Below are 26,565 nucleotides of genomic sequence, written 5' to 3'. Positions count from 1 at the left end.
AAATTTTATTATACAAGAGGTTAATTATTTAGTAGGGTGGCTTTTATCCCTGCATTTACCGGCTCTATCGTCCGCACTGAGTGGCTCAAAACTCCGCACAGATGGCTCAATTCGTATGCAATAATCACTTCGATTAACTTGATGTTAGATTGTACTGCCTCAACCATTTGGTGAACTTGTTTTTTGGTACCTTTTTTAATAGGTAATTCTCTAATATCAGTAACTAAAATTTTAGGAAACAATCCTTTCTTAACTTTTGGTGATGTACCATAGTTATATATAGCGAAAAGTTGTGAATTAAGTAATCCTAATAAATAAAAGAGTGGTATTTGCCCGTCTTCTTTTGGAATTATATTTATAATACTAGGTGAATTGTAGAATTCTTTATCTGTATAGCCGGCATTTAATCTTCCGTTTTGCTTATTAACAATTTCTCTTATTAATAATCTGGGGCCATTAAAAAACTTTGGCTCTCTGGGGGCAGCTAGCCAATTGCCATAACTTATCCACGTTTTCCCGTGCCAATTCACCATGTACCTATCAACATCTGCCCCTTTCAACTCGGGTTTAAATGTATCATCTTTCTTGTGATCACTATGCCAGATTCTATTTTGAATTATATCTTTAGAATGTCCTCTATATTTATCATAAGGAATTAAGCCTTGACTACAATCAAAATCCTTTTTTAAAGGGGAACCTTTTAATGAAATTTTTTCTATTAGCTTTTCTTGTTCCTCTGTAAAGCGCATCATAAAGATCCATCTCTTGTCATTTTTTAACAAGTCTTTCGAGTATTTTCTGTTCTTAAAATAAAATGTTTGAGTATCCGGGTTAAAATTATAATATTCAACCTCATAATTCTTGTTGATAGAGTTTGACCCATACTTGATAATAGTTCTAACTTGTGCTTTTTTAAATACATTGACTTCAGTTAGATCATATATGCCTTTTAAAGTGGAGGAAGTTATTATTTCTTTTCTAAAACGATTAGCATGAACGTTAAAGAGAAAGGTATTTGTCGTAATATAACTAATTAATCCATTTTTGTTTAATAATTCTAACCCTCTTAAATAAAAATATTGAGAAGACTCATAATCAGCAACACTAGGGTATTTAGTTTTTAACCTCTTTTTTTCAGACTCACTAAGCTCTGCTCCGTAAGGTGGATTTCCAATAATAATATCAAAGCCATTTTTTTCAAAAACTTCAGGGAAATTTATTTTCCATGAAAATAAACTCTTGTTATTCAGCTTTTTAAGTTGTGTTTCTTTATTTGATGCAAATGAATTAAGAAGTGTCTCTTCTAATTTTTTTATATTCTCTTCTATTTCTTCTTTATTAATTGTTGCATTAAAGAAATTACTTCTCTGCATTGTTAATTCTTCTATTTGTAAATGCAATTCAGTTTTTTCTTCAAATAGAGAAACTTGACCAAAACCAACTTTGTCAAATTCCTTATCAAAATCAATATTGTCGTAAGAAGAAAATAAACTATTTCCTTGCATTAGTTTGTATGAGAGATTGGGAAGTGGCTTGATTTCTTCAACAGAACTTGCTGTATATTCAACAGATAAAGAAAGCCAAATTCTTAATCGAGCGATATCAATTGCGCCTTCTTCTCTATCTACTCCATAGAGATTACTTTGTATAATATCTCTTTTAGCATCATAAATATTTATTCTAGTTCCAAATGAGTAGTATGTGATTTTGCGGAAAATTTCTACAAGAATATGCAACATTCCTAAAATATAGGCTCCTGACCCAACTGCTGGATCACATATCTTTAGCTCTTTTAATGTGTTCATTACTTCGTCAGCTTCATTTTTAGAAAATTTATAGTAGGAGCAGTCTTGTATTTCTGTATCTTGGTTAATCTCATCAGTAATAATTTTTTTTTGTTTTGAATAAAGGTTTTCATCTTCTAAATGACTAATTAAGTAATCAACTTTGCCATATAGGTTTTCTGTTAATCTGTTTTTTAAGTGTTTTCTTAAACTGGTCTTACACATTTCATTAATTATTTCTTTTGGAGTATAAAAACTACCTGTACTTGATCTCTCTTCTTCAATAATCATGTTTTCAAATATTCTACCTAAAAGCTCAGGGTCGACGGCAATGTCTGTGTCATAGCCAAGATCTTCTCTGACTGTAAAATTATACTTATTTAGTAGATTTTCAAATAAATTTTTAAACAAGATGTTTTCAATTTGTACATCCGTATTAATTTCATAAAACTGGTTTGCTTCAAATAAACCACCATTCAAATATGGGATCCCTTGAAAGTTGTGATTTATTTCCATATCATCTAAAACAGGTTCGTAACCTTCGTACAAATCTCTTGCTTGTTTACTCCGAGAATTTTCCTTAAACATATCTTCTTCAATGGGCTTGTTTAGACACTCAAAGAATAGCGGTTTTAGGATTTCATTATAATAATTCTTATTGTTTAATTCAGAGTATTGAAATCTATCATACAAATAACTTTTAACGCCATTTAACCAACCTTTTTGTTGGATAAAGCACAAGAAAATTAACCTACTAACTACTAATAAAGAATAGTTTTTTTTATCTTTTTCTGTATCTAGCCCTGATATGTTGTCAGAAAATGTTTCTATTTGAGTTTTAAATTCTTCGAAAAATTTGTTAGTTACACGTTCTATATCAAAAGCACTCTTATGCAACTTGGCTATGTCTAAATCGTCAATGATGTCCTTTCCAGTGAGTTTTAGTTCGGATAATATTCTAATATCTGTGGCCGTTAAACGGTTGTTTTCTATTCGTAATCGCCTGATTTTAATTTTACCGTCATTATCCTTGTGATAATGTAAAAATACAGTATGAGTAAAGTCAACGTTAGTAAAAATTAAAAGGTTATAATCAAAAGGGTTTCTTCTATAAAAGCGATGAGTTATTTTGTTCATTAAATCAGTTTTTATTTCATCAATTTCGAATATCCATATTTTAAAATCATCAGTATCGCTAATTAAGTGGATTTTTTTCAACCAATCATAATTGAAATCTAAATTAGATTTATCAAAATCAAAAATTGATTGATCTGCGTATCCATTATTGATGAAAAAGTCTTTTATTTTTTCTTTACTTTGTAAATTTATCATCGTTTCCTCCTAAAATGTAATGATTTTTAGTATGTTGCCATTAAGTAGTGTGAGTATAGAAAAGTGATTGGTCATTAAATAAACTTCTGGACTACAATTTTCGATCCTTTACTCTATGATAGCTAATCAAGAAGAACAATATCAATACAATAAGTAAATAAAATAAGGCTGGATCTTGAAGAGGTTATGCTTATTTTAATCAGGTATAAAAGGGGACAGGTGTTGGATAAATCAGCGAAAAAGGTATTGTTATCTTACATATTTCAATTACCTATATTAAATGATGATCCAATTTAACGCTAATTAATGATCTAAAATTCATGGAAATTCATCTTAACCTTCAACCAGAGTTAGTTGAAATTAAAGTAACAAAATTAAGTCAATATTTTTAGTTTGGATTAGAAGGTAATAACATATACTAAGTTCTTATAAGAAGTTTAAATGAAGTACTACGCCAAACTTCTAACTGTGAGTAAGCAAGCACGAAAGAGCGCTTGAAGATGCGAAGGAATAATTTAAAAAGAACAAAAAAGATGGTGAAATAATTAAATCATATCCTAGTTTTACTATTTCTCATGTAAGCGACAATCCTCATCTTTCGCCAAAGGTGGGGATTATTTTATTTTTTAGAGCATTTCCTATATTTAGTTTCTCTTCTCTGTTTAGCATACAGATATTCATAGAAGTAAGGACTTCATCTACGTCAGGTTTTAGAAGTTTGAAGAGCGTAGTTTTTTTTGGTGACCGAGTAAACCTAAGTGAAGACTATAAGAGATTTAAAACAGCCGGTCGACTTAGCTCATTAAACTGCTCTATAACCTTTGAAAGGTCAAGTTATGACTTTATGATTACTGCTAATACAATCGTAGTATTTGTGCAGAACAGAACTCCTTAGGGAAATAATGAGATTCTCTAAGACCAATATTGTATAAAGAAATAGTGGAAATTTAATTAAAGTAAAGTAACTTTGAAATGTATTTAACCGCTTTAACTTTGTGAAAGTGTTTAATTTAAAATCCTCAATTTAGGACTTCTTTATAAATATTCCTATTCAGTTGCTGGTGGAGGTTACTTTTGTAATGTAGAAACCGGATTATATAATGGGGAAGGATTTTATTGTTCCTGCCCCATATCCTTTATTTTATATTCGGCTAAATAACAGAGCGTATTGATTTAACAGGTTTTTAACCTCTTCTTTACATACTGATCAGGGTTATACCAATAGCCTTCAAACTTGTTAGTCAGGCTATACAAAGGTTCAAGCGCCGTGAATAAGCTTGTAAATTTACAGAATATAAATGGTGGGAATTTTGTCATTTGTATTAATATTTTTATTTGGGCGACATGTTACTAAGGTTTGTTCTAACCTTCATCATCATAAAAGATTACGTATGTATTAATCCCATGAAACCGCAATACATGTTGTTGGGGATTAGCTTATATGGTTTTGGGGTCTGATACAACAACATTTCCCTATCCAATTCTATTCGGACACCGACAGATTATCACTATGTATTATAATGAATATTTTCTCTCACAATCAATTAACTTTTATCTGAAATTATTGAATTTGATAATAGAAAATCGTGGTAAAATAGTATGTAATATGTTGAATTTTAAGACTGTTCCAATAAAATGTACCACTATTTCATAATAAAAAGCGAATGTGGTCAAACATATGATGCATACATTTCTTTGAGGAGGGTGACAACAGTGCAGCAGACACTTCAGAAAGATAAATGGAAATTCTCTCCGATTCCAAACATCGAAGAATCAAACTTCAATAAATCCCTGGAACGCTTTTACGATATGGGCGTTAGTGGATTAACTAGAGAGAATATCCAAAATTCATTGGATGGTAGATTGCTAGGTTACGATGGTCCCATTGTATTAAAGATTGAAACAGGGACAATGCATAAACGGAATATTCCAGGGGTTGATGAAGTACATGCTCGTATTTCGCAACTGGAAGGACGAAATGCGTACACTAATGAAACGATCAGCCATATGAAAAATAAACTGAATCAAGAAGAAGTTCGCTATATGTCGTTTGAAGACATCAATACACGAGGGCTTACTGGAGCACGCAATGGCCAAAGCGGATCCAAAAAGGATACGTGGGGGATCTATGCTTACAACAAAGGCGTTCACTTTGAAGAAGATCAGGCTGAAGTGGAGGTGTCGAGAGGTGGTTCGCACGGTGTTGGGAAGATTGCATCGAACGCAGCCTCTGATCTTCACGTGATGTATTTTGCAAACTGTGATGCCGAGGGTAATCAACACTTAGGTGGTACGGTGCAGCTAATTGAGCACGTACACGAGAACCAGGCGTTTCGCTCTACAGGTTATTTTACCGATATCGAGCATCTTGGGGGTAACAAATCGAAGTTTTATCCCTACGAGAACAATTTCCATAATGTATTCAAAAAAGATACAAGGGGATTAAAGATTGTTATCCCATACTTACGTCAGGAGTACGATGATGAGAAAGATATCATTCGCAGCATTTGCAACAGTTTCTTTATCTCAATCTTAAAGAATAAATTGGAAGTACATGTAAATGGAAATGTTGTGAATAAAGATACCATCTTAGAGTATGTGAGGAACCAGCAGTACTATAATCAAGAAATTTCTGAGGCCAAGAAAGAATTCACGCCACTCTACCTCGATACATACTTGAACACGTCCCCTGAGGAGATTGTGGTATCCAATGGACACAAGGATTTTCGTTTTCAATTGTATTTTCGATATGACGAGAGAATTCCAAAGGGGAGAGTAGCGGTTGTTCGAACGATCGGAATGAAGATCGAGGATTTTACGGTGAAGTCCAATGCGACGAAGCCGTTTAATGCTGTTCTTATCGGTGGTCACGATGAAGATGCTTATTTGAAGTCACTGGAAAACGAATCGCATACTCGACTGTCAAAAGATCATTTTAGTGATGCTCATTTAAAGAGACGGGCTACACGATTTATAAATAATTTATCCAAAGAAATTGCCAAAGTGATCGATGAGGCTGTTAAAGAAAATAACCCTACGGACGGACTCATGGATACAAAAGACTTACTGTATGTGGTTGAAACGCAGTTTAAGAAGGATTTAGAGAAGTCGATGGGAACCGTAAAGATCAACCAGGGTCAATCATTGGTAAAATCCTCTACTACTCCTTCTTCCAAAGAAAAACGGGATAAAGGGGAAGGAAAGAAGAAGGTTTCTCAAAAAGAGGGTCCGAAGAAGAAGAGAAAACCTCTTAAAAGACAGAAGAATGAGAGCGAAACAAGTGGCATGGAAGAACAGAAAGAACGTTATAGCACCCACCCTGATATAGTTGAACGAATACTCGTAGGGGATAGGGAGATGCTCCAATTTGATTTTTCCAATAGTAAGGAAATTAAAGGGGCAAGTACATGTGACATTGCCTTGTCTATCATAGATGGCATGGGCGTTGAATATAAAGATGAATTTCGCATTCAGAACAGTTATGTAGACATTGTGGATGTTCATTCTGGAAGTATATGTTCTTACAGAAAAAACGTTATTCAAGGTGTTCAAATTAAAAATGGTATCGTACAACTTCAATTGAATTTAAGAAACGCTTTCAATCGTTCGTTGAAGTTTGGATACTATGTGGAGGTGTAAGAGGTGATTTACCGAAAAGATGCCAACTTTCCGTACCCTGTCTTATCGAACACATCCCATAGCTATGCACTTAATACGTTCGAACTCGATGTGAACGTGAGTGAAAATGCAGGTAAATACAATTTCTACTTTTACTATGAGATCGAATCGGAATTTATCCAACAGCAAATTCGCAACGGGAAAGCCCAATTGATTCTTATTATCCAATCGAAAGATAATAAATTCTTTAAGCTGGATCCTTTGCAAAAGTCCGTATCGATACCGAAAACACGTGTTTCTTTAAGTAGACGGACGTCTATTCAGTTGCACATTCAGGCGTTGGAAAAACTTTCTTTTGATACGAATCATGATTTGAGTGAGTTTTATCTTCCATTTCGCAAGGAAATCGTTGTGCCGAAGTTCTCGCTTCTGGGGTATTCGAACGTCATTGTATTTGATGGCAGTATCACAAAACCTTTTGATCTTTTTGAGAAAAAAGTCGATGAGAACTTGAAGTCAGATATTAAAGTGGAATTAGGACAAGAAACGATTGTCATTCATTACCGTAGTCCAGACTTCCAATTCAATCACCTTCCTCGCAGTACGGTTCTTAACAATCCATATATCTATGCTGGTTTATCTAAAGCTCTTCAGACATTCATTATCAACAACGGGGAAGATGGCGATGTTGATTTAGAAGAGTTACCAGAACCAGAAGGATCACTTGATTTAAAGCTTTACAACTTAATGAAGAAAAAGCAAGTGACGGAATTGAATATGGACAACATTGATGAAGTGATCTATCTTATTTCCGATCGCATTATCGAGAAATATACAGCAGCACTTGGGGAGGTCGTTTCGAATGGAAGTTAGATTATTAGACAAAGACTACAAGAAGATGGAGTCTCTTTATCAAGATTTCCTAAACGGGACCCTTCAAGACAAAGAAGAATACTTTTCTAGTGAAACAGCTTATATTCGAGCGATTCCTGATTTCCCGATCTATATAGGGAAAGGAAGTGAAGAGGAAAAGAGACAGGCTTTCCTTGAAGCCTTTCGTGTTGTGTCTCAATCCTATTTGGATACAAGAAGAGAGCATTTGTTAGATGAACGGTTTTGGCATTCTCTTTTAGTAGCACAAAAACAAAACTATATCCTAACAAAATATCCAGAAGTGGCCAACGGAGAAAACACCTTCCGAAATATAGTGTTGAAGAAGTTAGACTGGGAGAATTATATCTACAAGGTCATCCTCGGCGCACAATACATCAAAGACAATATCGAGAGTCACGAAGAAAGAGAACGTTACTATGAGCTAGTCATTGAGAACTTGGATCTGTATAACTACATGATCAAATACGAGATTTTTAGGAATGAGAACTTCCTGTTAAACATTTTAAGTATCATTGATGAGTTGCAGCTCTCCAAGGTGCTGAAGGCGAAGATTAAAGGCAGAGAAGATCTCGGAGATGATGAGCGTGTCGGACGTCGTGTCATTTTTGAATTTAACAAAAGCTACCCAATCATTATGTCTCCAATACTGAATAAAGAAGAGTTGAAGAAGTTGTTCTTAGAGTACTTAGGTGAGTATTATGATGTATCTCAGTTGTCACATGATGAGCAATCATCATTCGGGGAAGTTGCAGCGGTTGTTCAAACGTCGAGCCTTAGTGAAGGGGATGTTCCACCTCGCACACTGGAAGATCACCTCGCAGAAAGCGGTGCATATCCATCAGTAGATGAGGACGAACATGTTGAATTGAGTGATGATTGGCTCTTAGCTTATCTTAACAAACAACAATTCGAGTATGTCGATCATAGGGATAAAGGCGGCATGTTATGGGTGATTGGTGGTAAGAGCCTAGAATGGTATTTAGAACCTCTGCAAGATAGAGGGTTAAAGGTTAAATTTAGACCCATTGGTGGGAAAGCCTCGAAGAATAAACCAGCATGGATGCTTTATACTTGAGTGCAAGCTCAATCGTAACCGCTCACTGTAGTCAGGAAAAAATATTTTCAGGAGTTATTTTAAATTACTCATAAAAGAATTATAGGGGTGGCTTCCGGAACTAATAACGCAAGTTTATCTGCATTATGATCCATTTACTAAAGCTTAAAGGAACGGCTAAACTCACTTACTTCGACGGAGAATGGACTACATCAACCACTGGTGCAAAAGGAGAGATAATATGTTGTTTACTGAACAATTTAAGCTTCAACAGAACCCTGAAGATGATTGGTTTGATCCAATATTAGATGTTGATACAGAAGTCTTCATTGATCCTTTTCTCTTATTTGAATATGAAAACGAAAACTTTAATGATGCTCATAAAAAGATTGTTAACTTTTTTAGTGATGCATTTAAACTCGCAGCTACGTCAAGTAGAAAAAGTGAGAGTCTAGTTGAGAAAAAACTAGAAAGAATACTTACATTTCCTGAGGTAGATGAAATCTGTTTAGGGTATTCTGGCAATAGTACTGGAGGTAGTGGGACTGGTGAAGGATTTTCGGAAAACATTGCTTCCTCTATTCATAAAGCTATAGATGTAGGAATGAAGGAATTTAACCATTTTGAAGAAATTGCAATACTAGAGTCAGGTATTGGTCCTGATAGGATTAGTGATATGTGTGCCAATATTATTAAAGAGGAGTTAATACAATATACTCAGAAAATATGTAAAAAGTATTCTGTTCCAGTTAAATCATTAAGAGTTCGTACTTTTAACGAAAGGTTTTTGCAATGGAGATTAAATGATTATGACTTACCTCTCAATCCTTATAATGAAAAGCCGATTCTCCTTGTGCCAAGTAGTATCCTTAGAGATCTACCTAGTATTGGTCCTGATAGTTTTAAAGATTGGGCTTGGACGAATGAGAATGAGATTCTTCGAAACGATTTTAATTTTGAGATAAAAAGCCAAATTAACAAACAAGATATTATTGAACTTGCAACACAAAGAACAGATTTGGTGGATAGGTTTATAGAATATGTAGAGAGACAAGGCTCCAATGCATATGACTTAGAACTGGATAAAAAATTGGTTTACAGGTGGTATGAATTTTCTAAAGGAATTGCTCAAAAAGAGAGTGTACAACTTCCTACACCTGAGGATGAGGAAGGGCTAAAAAGTTTTGTGAGTAAGCTTATAGAAGCATTTAATAATTATATTGTAAACAATGGTGGTTATAAACTTCTCTGGAATGAAAAGCCCAGAGTTCCTAGAAAAGAAGAGGCTTCACAGTTACTCTTATACGGAATGGTAAAGGAACATTGTAGATTAAATAATGTAGACTTGACCCGTGAATCAGATGCTGGAAGAGGACCAGTAGACTTTAAGTTTTCTAATGGGTACAAACCTAGGGTTTTAATCGAAGTTAAAAGGGCTAACAGTTCAAAGCTGGAACATGGTTTAGAATCACAACTTCCACAATACTTAGCTAGTGAGGATGTGAAGGTAGGATATTATGTTGTCATAGTTCAAAAAGATGAAGAACTTTCTAAAGCAAGAAATCTAAAGGATGAAGCAGTGAGTCTAACCGAAAAGCTTGGAAAAGAAATTCAGGTTTTTATCATAGATGCAACTGATCAAAAGCCATCGGCCTCAAAAATATAAATTGTCTAATGAACCTTGTATTGTCATAATTCGTTCAAGCTGCTCCAAAATATCTATCTTTACTTGATCTGTTGGTAGTGTCTCTAAAGCCTGGAATACCCTTGATGAAATTTCGAATAAGTATTTCGGGAATTCTAATGAAGAAACCATTACAGAGTGTTGTAGAGCGGTTTATTCCAAAATAGTTAATGCGGCATCTTGGGGACTCTCCTCATTATTAAAAATTCCAACAAGTGGTATAGAGTTTGATAAATTGAGTGAAGAGGAAAAGATACATGTAATAAATATACCATCAATGGTGTATTATGGCGTAAATTCAAGAGAAGCAGTATTAATGCGTTCAACGAACGTGCCCAGAAGTATCGCTACAGAAATGGGTAGTATGTATAAGCAATCAAATAATTTAAATGAGGCGTCATCAACAAGTGCAGTTAACTGGATTTCCAACCTTAAAGATGAAGAATGGAATAAAGTCTCAGAAGGTAAAAAGTTTTCTGGAGAAGAATATAGAGAGATTTAGTATATTTTAAATGGCTAATAAATTATCCTTACCAAAATTTTAGCCTTTGAAATTAATAGGGTAGCGGTCATAAACGACTGCCACCCTTATTTTTAATTTGTAATTTTATTCTTGTTTTACCCTATTTAACATTACGGTGAACCGTACCATCAGTAAATGAAGTTTTAATGATGTAGTAAGAAAGAAAATAAAGAATTACTCTGTTCCTTTTGTCCAGAACTGAGTAATTTTTTTACTTAATTTTGGGACAGTCCCCCGGCGCGTTAGAGCATTAAAGAAAAGCGTAGCACCAATTGTATAATTGGTGCTACGCTTTTTTACGCGATCATAGAGTGGGATCAGGTTAGTTTCATTTATCTATTGATAATATAATTCTCTTTCATCACTTTTTGTACGTTTCCTTTAACACTTCTGCTGAACAGATGCTTTTCCGGGTTTTCATGCGATAACTATCTTCCTCGTTTCCACTACCAAGGATCTTTCATTCCTTTCCGTCTATCCTGAACACTGGGTTTCTTATTTCATCGGGGTGGGAATCACATTTGCGATTACTGTGAGATTAACGTTGTTGTTCTCTAAAGCTAAAATGTTCAACTCTAAGAATGAATAATTTTTCAATATATGAAAAAAGCTGCCTTTCTTATCAACACGGGGGTGTTACTCTTCTTTTTTTGCTTTTAAAACATGATTTCATAGTTTAGTGTTAATGATAACTATTTATTATTTATAAGAATATATAAATTGTCAGAAGTGATAGGAAATCAGGATAATTACATACTTGTTTAAGGAGAGTTGGGCCGGTGAGTGAAAAAGTAAATTTAGAAAGTAAAGACAAGCTTCACTCGATATTAATCAAGATTACAAGTGAATATTTAACAGAAAAAAATAAGCAATTTAAATCCAATTCATTAGGTCAATTTGTTCGAACTAATGCTCCAAAAATAATCAACTCGCTGGACTTTATTGATCAAGACCGCTTTATAGTGAAAGGTTCGGTGGGACAAGGGAATTGGGCCCAAATTCCTTGGATTACTATCTTAGATAAGCATGTAACAACAAGTACGCAACAAGGCTACTATTTAGGGTATTTGTTTAGTGAAGATATGGAGAGGGTCTATCTTTCATTCGCTCAAGGAATTACAAAAGCTTCGAAAGAACAGCTCAAGCACATCCGGGAAGATATTAGAAGTACGATTCAGACAGATCGTTATCTTACTTCGTCACCTATACACAAAGATGACGCGATTAACATCGGAAGCAGCTCCAAGGGAAAGAGCTATGAAGAGTCTACGGCTTTGTATATTGAATACGATCCGAACTCTCTGCCTTCAGAAGCTGACCTTCAACAAGATTTATCGTCCATGATTGATATCTATGATGATTACATCCGCGTTCAAAGTGAACGTGTAGAGGAAAATGATACAGATCACAAGATAGAGTGGTCAGATGAAAAAATCATCGAACATATACACTCTTACATAAGGAATCAAGGTTTTTACTATGAATTAGAAGATGTGAAAAATTTGTTCCTCTCGCTCAGAACAAAGCCTTTTGTGATTTTATCTGGTATTTCTGGAACAGGGAAAACAAAAATTATAGAGTTGTTTTCTGAAAGTATAGGAGCAACAGAGGAAAACAAGCAATTTACTTTAATCCCAGTAAGGCCCGACTGGAGTGACGGATCTGACCTTCTAGGCTACACCGATATAAGAGGAGTATTTCAGGAAGGACCCTTAACCTCTGTGATTAAGGAGGCAAGGCTACATAAAGACCACCCTTACTTCGTCGTGCTAGATGAAATGAACTTGGCACGTGTGGAGTATTATTTTAGTGATTTTCTAAGTGTGATGGAAAGTAGGAAATGGGTGGATGGAGAAGTTCAAAGCCTCCCGATTATGAGTGAAAACCAAGCGGGGGAACGGCTAACGATCCCGCCCAATTTATATATTATTGGGACAGTGAATATGGATGAAACTACTCATCCGTTTAGTAAAAAGGTATTAGATCGTGCGAATACAATTGAATGGAACGACGTTCATTTGGATACCTTATTTTTTCTTGAAGAAGAGGAAGGGCAACAGGAACAAGTAAACCTTCCGAATCAACGGATACAATCAGAATACCTTCGCTTGAAAGACGCTTACTCATCAAATAAAGAGACGGTAGAACACGTAACGAAAGAGTTAGTCCAGATCAACGAGATCCTTAAACCCATTCAGGCACATGTGGGTTACCGTGTCCGTGATGAGGTTTGTTTCTATACGATTTATAGTCGCTATTTAATGACTGAGGATGAAGCGTTAGACTTTCAGTTTTACCAAAAGATTCTTCCGCGACTTACAGCTAGTCATGGACAAGCTTTTCAAGTGTTAATGAACTTATTTACTTACTTTACGAACCATACTTATGAAGAAGGTTTACCATCAGATCAGATCGAGGACATACTGGGCCAGGCACGTTTTCCGAGAAGTGGTCGAAAGGTTCATGAGATGATCCGGCGAGGTGATTTAGATGGATTTACTTCCTTCTGGAGCAGCTGATGAAAGAGAACTGATTGAAATAGAGACGGACTCGTTTTCCCTCTACATTAAGGGAAAACCGTACCACAGTCGTTATGAGAGTTTGAAGCAATACAAGGCTATTCAGCCGTATGAATCAATGTATTTTTCAGTAAATGGAGAATCTATTGAATCCGTTAGAGTTCTTGATGTGCGTGAAGAGAAGCTCACGGGTCATACGAGTGTGCCGCCTTTATTTTTTGAAAATGGAGTTTATCAACTCGTGGTAACTCCTAAAAATCACAATTCATTAGAGTTTGAACATGAACACCCTGCCTTAAGGAAAGCGGTCAGTAAGGTGGGGAAGCATCCTCATCAACTATTAATGGGGAATTTATCTTTTACGAATGAAGTAGGGTACACTACTTTCTCTATCCTTAGTGAAGGGAAAAAGCAGTTGGATGTAACGTTGGAAGTCTTTCCTTCTAAACTGTCGTATAAGGAAGATTACCAGCAGCTCTTAGAGGAAGTGAATGAGGAAGTTTATAACTTAGCCTATCATTTCGTTAAGAAAACCTATTTGGGAGCTACCACCACGCAAACGGCCGACCCCTCCTGGGCAGAATTTTATCGTTTAGTAATGAAATACTTCCAACAGTTTACAAAGGCCGTTACACAAGTCGAAAAGCAACCCCACCACCAATTGAAGAAAGAACATCGCTTAGTGAGGGGGGACCAGCTTAAAAGGCAGGATACGGTTGGCTTGAAATATCTGCGTAAACGTCCTGGTCTATTTGTGGAATCTCCCCATGGCATTCCCATTCATGAAAAAAAGATGATGCCGACAAAAGGGATAAACGTTCAAAAAGAACCGACCTACGACACGTTAGAAAACCGCTTCGTCAAATGGATGATGGTGAGGCTATCGCATAAATTGAATTCATTAAAACGAAAGCTGGAAGAGAGAAAACCCTTTGATCAGCAAAATCCCAATCAAGATAAAATAAAAGTAGTCGAAGAGATGGAGTCCTCTATCCAACGAAAGCTAGCCTCTCCCTTTTGGAGAACCATAGGGAAGCTTGATCGCTCTGTGATGTCCCTCGTACTACAAATGGCCCCTGGATACCGAGAAGCTTATCAAGCCTATCTGACGCTATCTCGTGGTTTAGTTTTACATGGAGAATTAGCGAGGATGTCTGTCAAGGATGTGGCCACCCTTTATGAATATTGGACGTTTTTAAAGTTAGGGCAGATTTTAGCTTCAAAGTATAAGGTGATCAGTCAAGATATTATTAAGGTCAATCGTGAGGGTCTTTTTGTAACGTTAAATCAGTCGAAGTCGGCGAAAAGAGTCTTTCGTCATCCTCATACGAATGAAAAGATCACCTTACATTTCCAAAAGCATTCAGGAACATTGCCAACGGTAAGGCAAAAACCAGATTCTATGTTAAGCATAGAAAAAGTGGGAAAAGATCATGCCTACGAATATGTCTTTGATGCCAAGTACCGCGTCGATTTTGCTGCAGAAGGAAGTTATTATGGACGGACTTATCATAGTCCCGGTCCTTTGGAAGAAGATATCAACACGATGCACCGATATAGAGATGCTATAGTAGAAAATAATGCTAGCGCCTATGAACGTAATACGTTTGGTGCCTACGTATTATTTCCTTGGGGCGAAGAACACGAATACGAAAAACACGCTTTCTACCGAAGCATTCAAAAAGTAAATATAGGTGGCTTTCCTTTTCTACCTCAATCAACTGCATTAGTGGAACGTTTTTTAGACCGATTAATAGAGTGCTCACCTAAACAGTTACAGGAAGAAGGGATTTTACCTAAAGGTACGCTTGAAGAGTGGAATTCTAGAGTGAAAGAGAAAGTATTAATCGCAAAGGTGAAGAGTGAACAACAGGTAAGGAACATCAACCAGTCAGGCCAGATGTTTATTCCGGATTCGTATTTATGTAAGGGCTGGAAGGAAGCAAGTTACATAGCTTTATATAAACCGAAAGCTACCTTTGCTGAGGATGGTGGGATCTACCAGTACGCTAAACTACGTGATGTAAAAGTAGATTATCAACGTGGTGGAATCCGTCTATACATGGATACGTGGAAAAGACTCAAGCATTCGATCAAGCCAGTGGGTTATGGTATTAGTACTTCCACTTTAAGTACTTTACCGGATTTAAAGGCAGCTAAAGAATTACCTCAACTCTATATGAAGAGTGCTATGGAAAGACAGCTGTGGGAAGTGTTAAGAAGGTTTTCTAAAGATATTCGTATGGATCTCGACCATAAGGAGCTTGAAAGGGCGGGCAAAGTTACCTCTTTCAGGACTATTACTAATGGAATAACAGTAGAGGTGGATGAACCGGTTGTTCATGTACGATCACATAAGGGAAGCTTAGCTTTTTCTTATGAGGATGTGGTGCACAACGTGAATAAAGTGTTCAGGGAAATAGTGAACCTTCAGTCGAGAGGGTCATGACGTTTCCTTTGGTTCCTTGATATCAGGTAAAGTGCCTGTTCCCATGACGTTACAATTGGGACAGGCACTTTTTAAATTAACTATTATCATAACTCCAATCAATATAATGCTTTGCTTTCTCAATAACCTCATCTTTCGTTATGACAATCTCTAAATCGCCTGTCCCATAGTGACCAATATTTCTGACATCACGGCTGAAGCCAGGTTCTAGCTCAACCTTTTCAGGGTTAACTTTGAGATACAATAGAATTTTGGGGTCTGACCCCCGCTCCGTTAAAGCGATAGATCGGTGGGTGCAGGCATTTTAAAAAGGTTACCTGATGTTTTATAACCATCAGGTAACCTTTTTTATTTCTAGCTTAATTTTTCAGCGATTTCTTTAGCAGTGGATTTAATTTTCGGAGCTAGTGTAAGCATTTTATCTTTGGATAACCTCTGATAAGGTCCTAGTAAACTAATAAACCCTATTAGTTCATTTCGGTTATCTGTAATCTCGACAGACATCCCATTCTCACTTTCATCCCATTCTCTTAAAGACAAGCTAAAACCATGGTCACGTACCCAATTTAATTCTTCCTGTAAGAGCGTTGGATCAGTAATGGTAAACCGTGTAATGGGCTCTAACTCCCTATCCAGGATTAAGTTGAATTCTTCAATTGATAGGCGACTCAGTAACAGCTTGCCATTAGAAGTACAATGGGAAGGCAATAAACGGTTGACTAAATTGATAGGGCGAATACTATGAGGAGCATCAATTTGGTCTATAGTTAATGTTCCGTTATGTTTAGGTACACTAAGGAGAACAGTTTCATCAATTTCATCCCTAAGTTTTTCTAACAATGGACGTGACATTCGGATTAATGATAAATACATATTATTATTTGAAAACAAACGGTATGGGGTATACCCGAGTTGATACCCTTTTGTGGGTGGATCCCGTTCCACATAATGAAGGAACTCTAGTGTTTCTAACAATCTCCACACAGTAGTTCTATTAAGGTTGGTTTCTTCTGATAGTTGGTTAATAGTAATAGGATGGTCGCTATCTGCGACTAGTTGAAGGATATGAGCTGCTCTGACTACAGATTGTACGTAATTTTCTTCTTTATTGATATTCATACTTTAAATTATATCTTACTAATTATGTTTTGTCATTAAAGGTCATTTTTTGTAAATATAAGAATTTTTGTAAATAAAATACAAAAAACCATTGACCCACCTAAATTATAGGTTATATAATTCACTCAAAGTTCATTAAAAGAACGGTATGTTCATAATACGAACGTATCGCTTAATTTTTGAACTATTATGAAAGCGCTTTATCTTAAAAAGAGGAGGAATATTGTTCAGGAAAATAATAAGGGCTGGTTAGGTTCGCTTTAGTATTAACTAGGGGGTAAGCATAATGAAAATGAAAGCAGCTGTAATGGAGTCTGTGGGTGGCCCGCTCCAAGTCAAAGAGGTTGAATTAGATAACCCGAAAGTAAATGAGGTGTTAGTGAAAATAGAGGCAACAAGTATTTGCCACAGTGATCTTAATGCCCTTAATGATCCAACTACTCCTACTCCTACTATCCTAGGCCATGAAGGTGCAGGAATTGTGCAAGAGATAGGCCCGCATGTGAAGAATGTGAAGGTTGGGGATAGGGTTGCTTTAAACTGGGTTCCGTATTGTGGAAAATGTGAGTATTGTACATCTGGAGATTTTCATTTATGTGAAGAAGCTTTTGGACCTATGTTTAACGGAACACTGCTGGATGGAACAACTAGGCTCACAAGAAACGGTGAACGTATGTACCATCATTCACTTCTTTCAACATTTGCTGAATACACAGTAGTTCCAGAAATGTCATGTGTGAAATTGCCTAATGAAATGCCACTTGCTCAAGCATCATTAATTGGTTGTGGAGTCGCTACAGGTTATGGTGCCGCAATTAATGCGGCACAAGTAAGACCAGGAACTTCAGTCGCAGTGTTTGGTATTGGGGGAGTAGGAATAAATGCTATTCAGGGTGCTCGAATCGCGGGGGCACAAAAAATTATTGCTTGTGATGTAAAAAAGGCTAATTTAGAAATGGCAAAACATTTTGGTGCCACACACACTATCCAAGTAGGAGAAGAGAACGTTGAGGAAGCATTAAAGTCACTCACAGGAGGATTGGGTGTCCATTACGCTATTGATTGTTCAGGAAATACTAAAGCTACGGAAAGTGCATGGAATGGAGTAAGAAAGAAAGGGGTTGTGGTTGTTGTTGGAGCTTTCCATGCTTCCATGATCGTCAATCTACCGGCTGGAGGATTCCATCGTGTAGGGAAAATATTAAAAGGAAGCTTCTATGGGGACACTCAACCTTTTAGGGACTTTGTCAATATTGCAAATCTTTATTTAGAAGGGCGTTATAAACTGGATGAGCTAATATTAAGTCGGATACAACTGGAAGATATCAACCGAGTCTTTGATTCCTTTCAAGACCATACATGCGCAAACGTGGGACGTTCGCTAATAGAGTTCAAATCTCAGGTGTTAACTCCCCCGAAAGATGTAAGTGAAACGTGGAAAGTGAATAGTTATTATGCTTAAGTTGCGGCATGCGGTATTCTGGCCCCCTTTCTTACTATTAATTGGTGCCGCGATCCTAAGTCTCGTGAATAAAGATGTTTTTGTTCAAATGACCACCAATGCTAATAATTGGGTGATCAATGAATTGGGATGGTTATTCAGTGTGGCAGGGTTATTAATGGTAGCTGGATGTATTGGTGCATATTTTTCCCCCTTAGGTAATGTACGAATTGGAGGAAGGGAGGCAAAACCGTCTTTGGGGATGGTAACTTGGTTTGCTATTGCTCTTACTACGACCATAGCGACGCTTACTTTTTGGTCCTTAGTAGAACCAATTTATCATGTATCTCAACCACCAGCATCTTTAGGTATAGAACCTCATTCGCCGGAAGCTGCTATGTTTTCACTTTCTACAATGTATTTACATTGGACAATAACACCTTATGCAATTTATACAGTACCAACAGTTGTTTTTGCTTTTGTTTATTACAATATGCGGTTGCCATATAGTTTAAGTTCTCCCTTAGTGCCTTTGTTCGGTGAAAGAATGATTAATGGAAAAGTAGGGAGTGTGGTAGACGCTGTATCCTTATATACTTTGGCTACGGGTATGGCGGCCTCCATGGGAACTAGTATATTGAACCTTTCTGGAGGAATTAACTATGTTTCCGGCATAGAAAGCACTCCTCTTTTGTGGGCCATTGTAGCGGCGGTAGTCATGTTTACCTTCGTTATCTCGTCTTCCACAGGTTTGATGAAAGGCATTAGATACCTTTCGAATATAAATATAAGAGTTTTTGTTATTCTCACTATATTCGTATTTATAGTAGGACCGACTAGTTTTATTTTAAATGCTGGAACTGAGTCTTTTGGAAATTTTTTAACTAATTTTTTTGAAAAAAGCTTATTTACAGGTGAATTATCTAACGATCCATGGCCAGGCGGTTGGACCACTTTTTATTGGGCGAGTTGGTTTGCTTGGGCAATGATCATTTCTTTATTTCTTGGAAGAGTAGCTTATGGTTATAAAGTAAAAACGGTTATCCTCGTTAATTTCGTTTTTCCAGCAATATTTGGTGCCATCTGGATTAGTGTTTTTGGAGGAACAGCTTTGTTTTCGGATTTGAATGGAGGAGGACTTACAGACCTGTTGGCTAGCAGTGGTCCAGAGACCGTACTTTATGGAGTTTTTGCAGCTCTTCCGTGGTCTCAACTGATTATACCTTTCTTCATTTTTATTGTATTCGTTACCTTTGTCACTGCATGTGATTCTAATAATGCCGCGATGAGTGGTATTAGCTCTCACGGGATTTCCCCTGAAAATCCAGAGCCATCTACAGTAATAAAGGTAGTTTGGGGTGTTACCGTTAGTGTTATTTCTTGGACAATGATTAGTTTTGCCAACATTGATGGCGTAAAAATGTTAAATAACTTAGGTGGCGTACCTGCATTGTTTTTGGAATTAGTGGTTTTTGGTTCATTAATGAAAATCGCAAAGAATCCATGGATGTACGATAAAACTAGTACTCGATATGAAGAAGAGAGTTCCATGAAGGGTAGCGATTACCAAGAGCAAGACCAAGAATACACGGACGCTTCAATGTAAGATTTTTACTTTTCATTAATTAATAAAAGAAAGGATGAGGTTTATGAATAGTACTATTAAAGGTTACGATGGGAGATTTGGTGAAGCATACGGTGGAGATTTGCCGAACGGTGTTCATATTAATGTAGTATTAGCAGAAAGAGGTAGTGCTACCTATGCTGAAGCTGTTCGGTCTATGGCGAGTCCATCTAAAGGACATGTTCCTTTTCTAGCTTGTTTGGGAGCTAATAATCTTGTAAGGCCTACGACCGTAGTAGTAAACAAAGTAACGTTGGAAGATGAAGAATATGGACGGCTATTTTCTGGAGCAACTCAAATTGGTCTGAGTCAAGGAGTTCTTGATGCGATTAAAGAAAATTATATTGATGAACAATCTATTGAAGACCTTGCTTTGCTTGTGGCCTGCTGGCTTGATCCCGATGCAAAAGAGGAAACAACTATTCGTTTAAATGCTAGAAAAGCGATGTACGAAGCAATTGTAAAAGCCACACAACCGGTCACTGAGAATTACATTCAAGATCAATTAAATTTTTACGAAAATGCCCGCAATAATTTTTATAAGGGTAATTGATTATAAGATAGGGAGGAAAACCATGAAAACAAATGTAGAGCAACTAAATCTATTAAACTATATTGCTGGTGAATGGCAAGGCTTCTCTTCAGAAGCGTTCGAAGTCACCAATCCCGCTACTAATGAAGTAGTAGGGACGATGCCAATCGGTACAAAAGAGGATGTCCTAGCAGCTATTGAAGGAGCACAAACAGCGTTTCAAGAGTGGAAAGATCTATCGGCAGAAAAAAGATCAAACTATTTAGAAACATTTTATCAAAAAATTATAGAACGAAAAGATGAAATTGCCCGTATCATTACTCTGGAGAATGGAAAACCTCTGAAAGAAGCAACAGGTGAAGTCTTATATGCTGCATCTTTTGTAAAGTGGTATGCCGAAGAAGGGAAACGTGTTTACGGAAAGACGATTCCTTCTAAAGGTGCCGACCAACGAATCCAAGTCATTAAGCAGCCCGTGGGAGTAGTGGCAGCTATTACTCCATGGAATTTCCCTGCTGCTATGATTACTCGAAAATTAGCACCTGCACTTGCAGCGGGATGTACATTTATTGTTAAACCACCTAAGGAAACACCACTTACAGCAGCAAAATTAATGGAATGCGCAGCAGATGCTGGCATACCTCCGGGTGTAGTAAATATGGTGGTTACTCAGGACAAAGATTTTAGTGACACCATAAAAAACAGCGAGGAAGTACGTAAATTGACATTTACTGGTTCTACTGAAGTTGGAAGGTTGCTCATGAAGCAGAGTGCAGAACAGATTAAAAACATTTCTCTTGAACTTGGTGGACAAGCGCCGCTTATAGTCCTAGATGACGCCGATTTAGAAAAAGCTGTAGAAGGTACAATGGCTTCCAAATTTAGAAATGCAGGGCAAACGTGTATTTGTGCCAATAGACTTTATGTTCAATCTGGAATTTACGGTGAATTTGTTAGTAAGCTGAGGGAAAGAATTGAAGAATTAAAAGTGGGTAATGGTTTAATTGAAGATGTGGATATCGGACCACTTATTAATCAGCAAGGTTATAACAAAGTGGTTCGCCATGTAGAAGACGCCGTAGAAAAAGGAGCAGAGACGGTAGTCGGAGGAAAAGGTTATCAAGTCAATGATCAAGACTCTCTCTTTTATGAGCCAACGCTGCTCCTTGGAGCAAAAGAAAACATGTTATGTATGAAAGAAGAAACCTTTGGGCCGGTAGTCCCAATACAAAAGATTGAATCTGAAGAGGAAGCCATTCGACTGGCCAATGATACTCCGTTTGGGTTAGCTGCTTATTATTTCACTGAAAATATGAGTCGCGGAACGAAAATTGCGGAAAGTCTAGACTACGGAATTATTGGTTGGAATCATGGGGCACCTTCCGCAGCTCAAGCTCCTTTTGGGGGAATGAAACAAAGTGGGTTAGGCAGAGAAGGTGGAGAAGAAGGGATAGAAGCCTTCTTAGAGACAAAATATTTATCAATTGGGATGTAAGGATATCCATAGTTCTTTATTAAAAGTGTAGCTTTTTCAATCTTGTGAACCCCTAATTAAGTTATAGGGGTTCTTTTACTGAAGTCCATCTTTGAAAAATAGCGGGAGTGAGCACTTGTCCTTATTGGTTCTTTGCTTGGTGGTTATATTACTATTCACATAACCTTCTTTGATTCAGATATTACTGTGTTATCTCTTTTAATCTATCTCCCACCGAAAAAGTGCCTGCCCACTCGCTCTATTAAAGCACGGTAAATGTCAGGCACATCTGTATTATAAATTTTTACTAATGGTCTGGTATATGCTATCAAGGTCGTGCTTAAGAAATTGATTGAAATTGGCATTAATTTTTTTCAGAATATCTTCATAATTACTCTCACCCTCAAAGTTTTTCGGAAGAAATTCACGTGTGTAGATTGTTGTATACTGGGTCATTAGCTTTCCAATTTTACCTCGGAAAGCACTTTTATTGTTTATAGCAATGTTATATATTATTTGTCGTAAATCTTGATCTCCAGGCCCTATGACTAATTTTAGAACTAATTTATTGTTTTTATTTTGAAACTCAAATAATGGAATACGTTTGGAAGATGTCCACCCCTTTCCCTTCTTTTCTATCAAAGCATCTAATTTTTTGGTAGTGAAGCGTATGTATGTTTTTGTAGAAGTATCTAAAATTAATTCAGGTTCTTGGTTGATTAGGTGTTTCAAGTCATCAGCAATGTCAGAGTAAACGTCCGGCTTATATTCAAATATAAGGTCTAGTGCTTTTTTATGTTTATAATAAATTTCTCTGCATACTTTCTCTAACTCATCGTCCCCCACAATATACCTCCTTACGGTTGTTATGTATTGATCTAAGAAAATTTTAACACGATTACTTATAGTGTCTTCTTTTACTTTCATTCCTTTTTCCACTATGTTTATAAATTGACTATAATCAAAGCTTAGCCAGTTTTCTTCGTCGCTGGCAGGCTCCCCATAGGGGGTTAAGAAGATAAAGAGTGGTTGATATTCAGGAAACTCTTCTTGAATAATGTGGCGGTATTTTTGCAGCTGATGCTTGGATTCTTTGCTCCACACTTTGTTTTCGATAGCTACTACAAGTTGATTCGCTTCAGAAATGGCTACGACATCTATGTCTCTCCACTCTCTGCGAACCACAAAGTCATGGTACTCAAGTAAAGAAATGTCCAGTGGCTTGAAAGCAAAATTGGAGTTATCGTTATGGTATTGATACACAATAGACTGAACTACTTTTTTAATCACATAGTCTCCTAGTCCATGGTTTTCGTTTGGTGTTAATAACCAACTTAGAACGTTGCTGTGGCGAATCTCAGTATGTATCATTCCTAACGTTTCAAAGACATTAAAGTGTGCAAGTTTGGAGTCTATATCATCTAAGATTTCTATGTCCATTAAAAATCGCTCTAAAGCTTTTCGGTTGGTAGTTTTTATTTTTGTTTTTCTCATAAATCACCCTCCTTAAATGGTTGCCCTTATCCATTATACAAGAGCCAATCCTCTTAAAGAAAATAATCCAATGGCTTTAATAATCCTAGGAAACAGAAGATCCATGCACTGAAGAACTTACGTATTTCTTTTGAATGAGTCTGATTGTGTTAAAATTCTATATAAGCATTTGGACGTGGTTAAAAAGAAAGGGGAGAATGAGTGGGGTGGATTTAAAAGAATACATGGTTTTAGTAAAAGAAAAGGATAAGACTGAGCAAATTGATTTATTTGAAAAAGACAATGGACACTGGAGAATAAGATATTTTAATAATTCTAAAATATATAGCTACAAGGAAGAGAATATAAAGTTTTTTTGTGACCCCATTTTAAAGGACCTAAAAAATATTATTGTGTATGAGAACGATCATCCTCTTACGGGTATAAACCAAATTTTAGATTTTGATTCATATGTAAGGATTATATTTAACAATGGTTTTAAAAAAACGTATTCAAAGGATGAAATAAGGTTTGAAAAGAACTGTTTATCTGATCAAAAGGCACGCAATTGTTTTGGATACTTTAAAGAAATAGCCAACTATAATCCAAATGAAGAGGACAAAACTTTCTTGAGTAAACAGTATGAGAAGCTAGGCACCGTAAGCTCTAGTAGTGTTTTGGCGAAGTACTTGCAGAGGCAACCTTTTGCGAGCCGAGAGAATGAGAGAGAAATCGTATTTCCTTTTGGGTTTAATTCTAGTCAAAAATCTGCTGTTGAAAAAGCTATGTCCGATCAGTTAAGCGTCATAGAAGGTCCACCTGGAACAGGGAAGACTCAAACTATATTAAATATTATTGCAAATGCCATTATGAATGGGGAAACAGTCGCCGTAGTATCGAATAATAATTCTGCTACGAATAATGTTTTGGAAAAGCTAGAGAAATATGATCTTGATTTTATAGCCGCATTTCTTGGCAATAAGCAAAATCAGGAAACCTTTTTCACAAATCAAACTTCTAATTATCCTGATATGAGCAACTGGCTTATAGATGACAATGATTATGACGAACTAAAAACGCAGTTGAACGAATCACAACATAAATTAGATGAAATGCTTCACAAGAAGAACCAACAAGCGTTACTAAAACAAGAATTAAGAGCTCTTCAAACTGAATATAAATATTTTGCCGACTATTCTTTGAAATATAATTCTTCTGACCTTACGCTGAAGACTCTATATCGTCTAAATGCTGACAGAATTTTAAACTTACTAATCGATTACAAATATAAATTAAGAAACAGAAATCTCAAGTTTATTGGGAAGATTCATAATTTCTTTAAGTATGGAATTTATGATTTTGGATTCTACAAATCCTCACCTGAAGAGGTCGTTTCTTACTTGCAGGATACATATTATAAAACAAGAATGGAAGAAGTAAAGAAAAAGATAAACCTATTAACTAAGGAATTAGAACGGTTCGACTTTGAACATGAGATGCAGGATTATAGCGAGAAATCCATGAAATCACTTAAAAGTTACTTAGCACAAAAGTACGCTTTAAACCAAAATAGAAGAGTCTTTCAGAAAGAAGATCTATGGAAAAATTTCGATTCTTTTATTAAAGAATATCCTGTAATTTTAAGTACGACTCATTCGTTACTCAGCAGTGCTAAAAGTAATTACCTATTTGATTATGTTTTAATAGATGAGGCTTCTCAGGTAGATTTGGTAACGGGAGCCCTTGCTTTGTCTTGTGCTAAAAACGCAGTAATAGTCGGAGACTCTAAACAATTACCTAATGTGATATCTAAAGAGGAAAAGAAGTTAACAGGTGAAATATATAAAAAATATAACCTTGACCATGAATATAATTACGCGGAACATAGTTTATTGTCATCAATTGTAAGCTTGTATAACGAAATCCCGAGAACTTTGTTAAAGGAGCATTATCGCTGCCATCCTAAGATAATAAATTTCTGTAATCAAAAGTTTTACAACAATGAATTAATTATCTTAACTGAAGAGCAGGAAAGTGACGATCCGTTAACCTTGTTTCAAACCGTTAAAGGTAACCATGCACGGGGCATGATAAATCACCGACAGATTGATGTTATTTATAATGAAGTCGTAGAGAGTATGGGTTTAAATACAGGTGATCAATCAGTTGGAATAACAGCTCCTTATCGATTACAAGTAAAGGGGATTCAAAAGAGGGCCACTTCCTTAAATACTGAAGTGGATACCGTTCATAAATACCAAGGTAGAGAAAAAGATGTGATTATACTCTCCACAGTCTCTAATGAGGTTAATGTTAATGACTTTGTGGATGATCCAAATCTTATCAATGTTGCCGTTTCAAGAGCAGTAAAAAAACTAATTATAGTTTCTGCCAAAGACAGCGAGGAGTGGCGTGGTACTAATATTGGAGGTCTAGTTAATTATATAAAATACAATAACTTCGAAATCATCAACAGTAACATTCGTTCAACCTTCGATCTTTTATATAGTAGTTATTCAGATAAGTTACTGGAAGTAATGGCTAAAATTAAAAAAGTATCTGAACACACGTCTGAGAACCTCATGAATATTGTGATAGAAAATGTATTAGACTGCGATGAATTTAGAAATTTAGGCCGTGTGCTCCACCAGCCTTTAAAGATGCTAATCAACGATACGGAGTTGCTTACACCTGAAGAACGAAAATACGCCATGAATGAATTGACTCACACCGACTTTGTTATTTTCAATAAGCTGGATAAAATGCCTCTATTAGTAGTTGAAGTAGATGGATACGAGTTTCATGAGAATAATCCAAAGCAGTTAAATAGAGACAAGATGAAAGATGAAATACTGGAGAAATATAACATCCCAATCGTTCGATTCAAGACAACAGGCAGTGGGGAAGAAAACGCTCTTCGTAAGAAGCTGCATGAATTGTTAAACATTAAAGAAGTGTAATTTCTTAAGATTTTGATGGCGATTTGCATATTGCCTCTGTGAAAGTGCCTGCCCCCCCCACCACGCTCTGATAAAGCGATAACGT

15 protein-coding genes are annotated in these 26,565 nt (G+C 36.3%); 12 read left to right on the top strand and 3 right to left on the bottom strand.

Annotation, left to right across the window (positions count from 1 at the left end):
• Window positions 1–20 precede the first annotated feature (20 nt).
• A complete protein-coding gene (locus LF817_RS13600; RefSeq protein ID WP_253936364.1) occupies window positions 21–3,116 on the bottom strand; it encodes an Eco57I restriction-modification methylase domain-containing protein in 3,096 nt (1,031 codons plus the stop codon).
• A 1,713-nt stretch (window positions 3,117–4,829) separates the two neighbouring features.
• Between LF817_RS13600 and LF817_RS13595 the strand changes: the two genes are divergently transcribed.
• The 7 genes from LF817_RS13595 to LF817_RS13565 all read left to right on the top strand — a co-directional run bounded on the left by LF817_RS13595 (window position 4,830) and on the right by LF817_RS13565 (window position 15,857).
• Entirely contained in the window at window positions 4,830–6,755 is a 1,926-nt protein-coding gene (locus LF817_RS13595; protein WP_253936363.1) for a hypothetical protein, read from the top strand.
• Between the two features lie 3 nt (window positions 6,756–6,758).
• Complete coding sequence (locus LF817_RS13590) at window positions 6,759–7,607, top strand: hypothetical protein (RefSeq protein ID WP_253936362.1); 849 nt, start codon at window positions 6,759–6,761, stop codon at window positions 7,605–7,607.
• A complete protein-coding gene (locus LF817_RS13585; protein ID WP_253936361.1) occupies window positions 7,597–8,703 on the top strand; it encodes a hypothetical protein in 1,107 nt (368 codons plus the stop codon). Before LF817_RS13590 ends, LF817_RS13585 begins: the two co-directional genes overlap by 11 nt.
• Window positions 8,704–8,923: 220 nt before the next feature.
• A complete protein-coding gene (locus LF817_RS13580) occupies window positions 8,924–10,348 on the top strand; it encodes a class III extradiol ring-cleavage dioxygenase family protein (RefSeq protein WP_253936360.1) in 1,425 nt (474 codons plus the stop codon).
• 253 nt (window positions 10,349–10,601) lie between these two features.
• Window positions 10,602–10,868, top strand: a complete 267-nt coding sequence (locus tag LF817_RS13575; RefSeq protein WP_253936359.1) for a hypothetical protein — start codon at window positions 10,602–10,604, stop codon at window positions 10,866–10,868.
• Window positions 10,869–11,668: 800 nt separating this feature from the next.
• On the top strand, window positions 11,669–13,408 hold the full coding sequence (locus LF817_RS13570; protein WP_253936358.1) for an MrcB family domain-containing protein: 1,740 nt from the start codon (window positions 11,669–11,671) through the stop codon (window positions 13,406–13,408).
• Complete coding sequence (locus LF817_RS13565; protein ID WP_253936357.1) at window positions 13,380–15,857, top strand: restriction endonuclease-like protein; 2,478 nt, start codon at window positions 13,380–13,382, stop codon at window positions 15,855–15,857. The genes LF817_RS13570 and LF817_RS13565 overlap by 29 nt, the downstream gene beginning before the upstream one ends.
• A gap of 354 nt (window positions 15,858–16,211) precedes the next feature.
• On the opposite strand, the gene LF817_RS13560 is transcribed toward LF817_RS13565, so the two are convergent.
• A complete protein-coding gene (locus tag LF817_RS13560) occupies window positions 16,212–16,976 on the bottom strand; it encodes an IclR family transcriptional regulator (protein ID WP_253936356.1) in 765 nt (254 codons plus the stop codon).
• 286 nt (window positions 16,977–17,262) lie between these two features.
• On the opposite strand from LF817_RS13560, the gene LF817_RS13555 reads away from it, so the two are divergent.
• From LF817_RS13555 to LF817_RS13540, 4 genes are read left to right on the top strand one after another with little or no spacing between them, the layout of a single operon-like run.
• A complete protein-coding gene (locus LF817_RS13555; RefSeq protein ID WP_253936355.1) occupies window positions 17,263–18,438 on the top strand; it encodes a Zn-dependent alcohol dehydrogenase in 1,176 nt (391 codons plus the stop codon).
• Complete coding sequence (locus LF817_RS13550; RefSeq protein WP_253936354.1) at window positions 18,431–20,023, top strand: BCCT family transporter; 1,593 nt, start codon at window positions 18,431–18,433, stop codon at window positions 20,021–20,023. Before LF817_RS13555 ends, LF817_RS13550 begins: the two co-directional genes overlap by 8 nt.
• Before the next feature lie 43 nt (window positions 20,024–20,066).
• Window positions 20,067–20,594: a formaldehyde-activating enzyme gene (locus tag LF817_RS13545; RefSeq protein ID WP_253936353.1), complete on the top strand. Its 528-nt coding sequence runs from the start codon at window positions 20,067–20,069 to the stop codon at window positions 20,592–20,594.
• Between the two features lie 22 nt (window positions 20,595–20,616).
• Window positions 20,617–22,068, top strand: coding sequence for an NAD-dependent succinate-semialdehyde dehydrogenase (locus LF817_RS13540; protein WP_253936352.1), 1,452 nt, complete (start codon window positions 20,617–20,619; stop codon window positions 22,066–22,068).
• A gap of 273 nt (window positions 22,069–22,341) precedes the next feature.
• Here LF817_RS13540 and LF817_RS13535 read toward each other — a convergent pair whose 3' ends face one another.
• A complete protein-coding gene (locus LF817_RS13535; protein WP_253936351.1) occupies window positions 22,342–23,541 on the bottom strand; it encodes a PDDEXK-like family protein in 1,200 nt (399 codons plus the stop codon).
• A gap of 206 nt (window positions 23,542–23,747) precedes the next feature.
• Here LF817_RS13535 and LF817_RS13530 point away from each other — a divergent pair, with 206 nt between their 5' ends.
• The gene (locus tag LF817_RS13530; RefSeq protein WP_253936350.1) at window positions 23,748–26,480 is read left to right on the top strand and encodes an AAA domain-containing protein; all 2,733 of its coding nucleotides are present in this window, start codon (window positions 23,748–23,750) and stop codon (window positions 26,478–26,480) included.
• Window positions 26,481–26,565: the final 85 nt, after the last annotated feature.

This window comes from Halobacillus sp. A1 (assembly GCF_024189295.1).
In the GTDB taxonomy this organism is placed as follows: Bacteria; Bacillota; Bacilli; order Bacillales; family Halobacillaceae; genus Halobacillus_A.
Note: the sequence above shows the minus strand (reverse complement) of the source record. Positions and strands in the feature narration are given on the sequence as shown.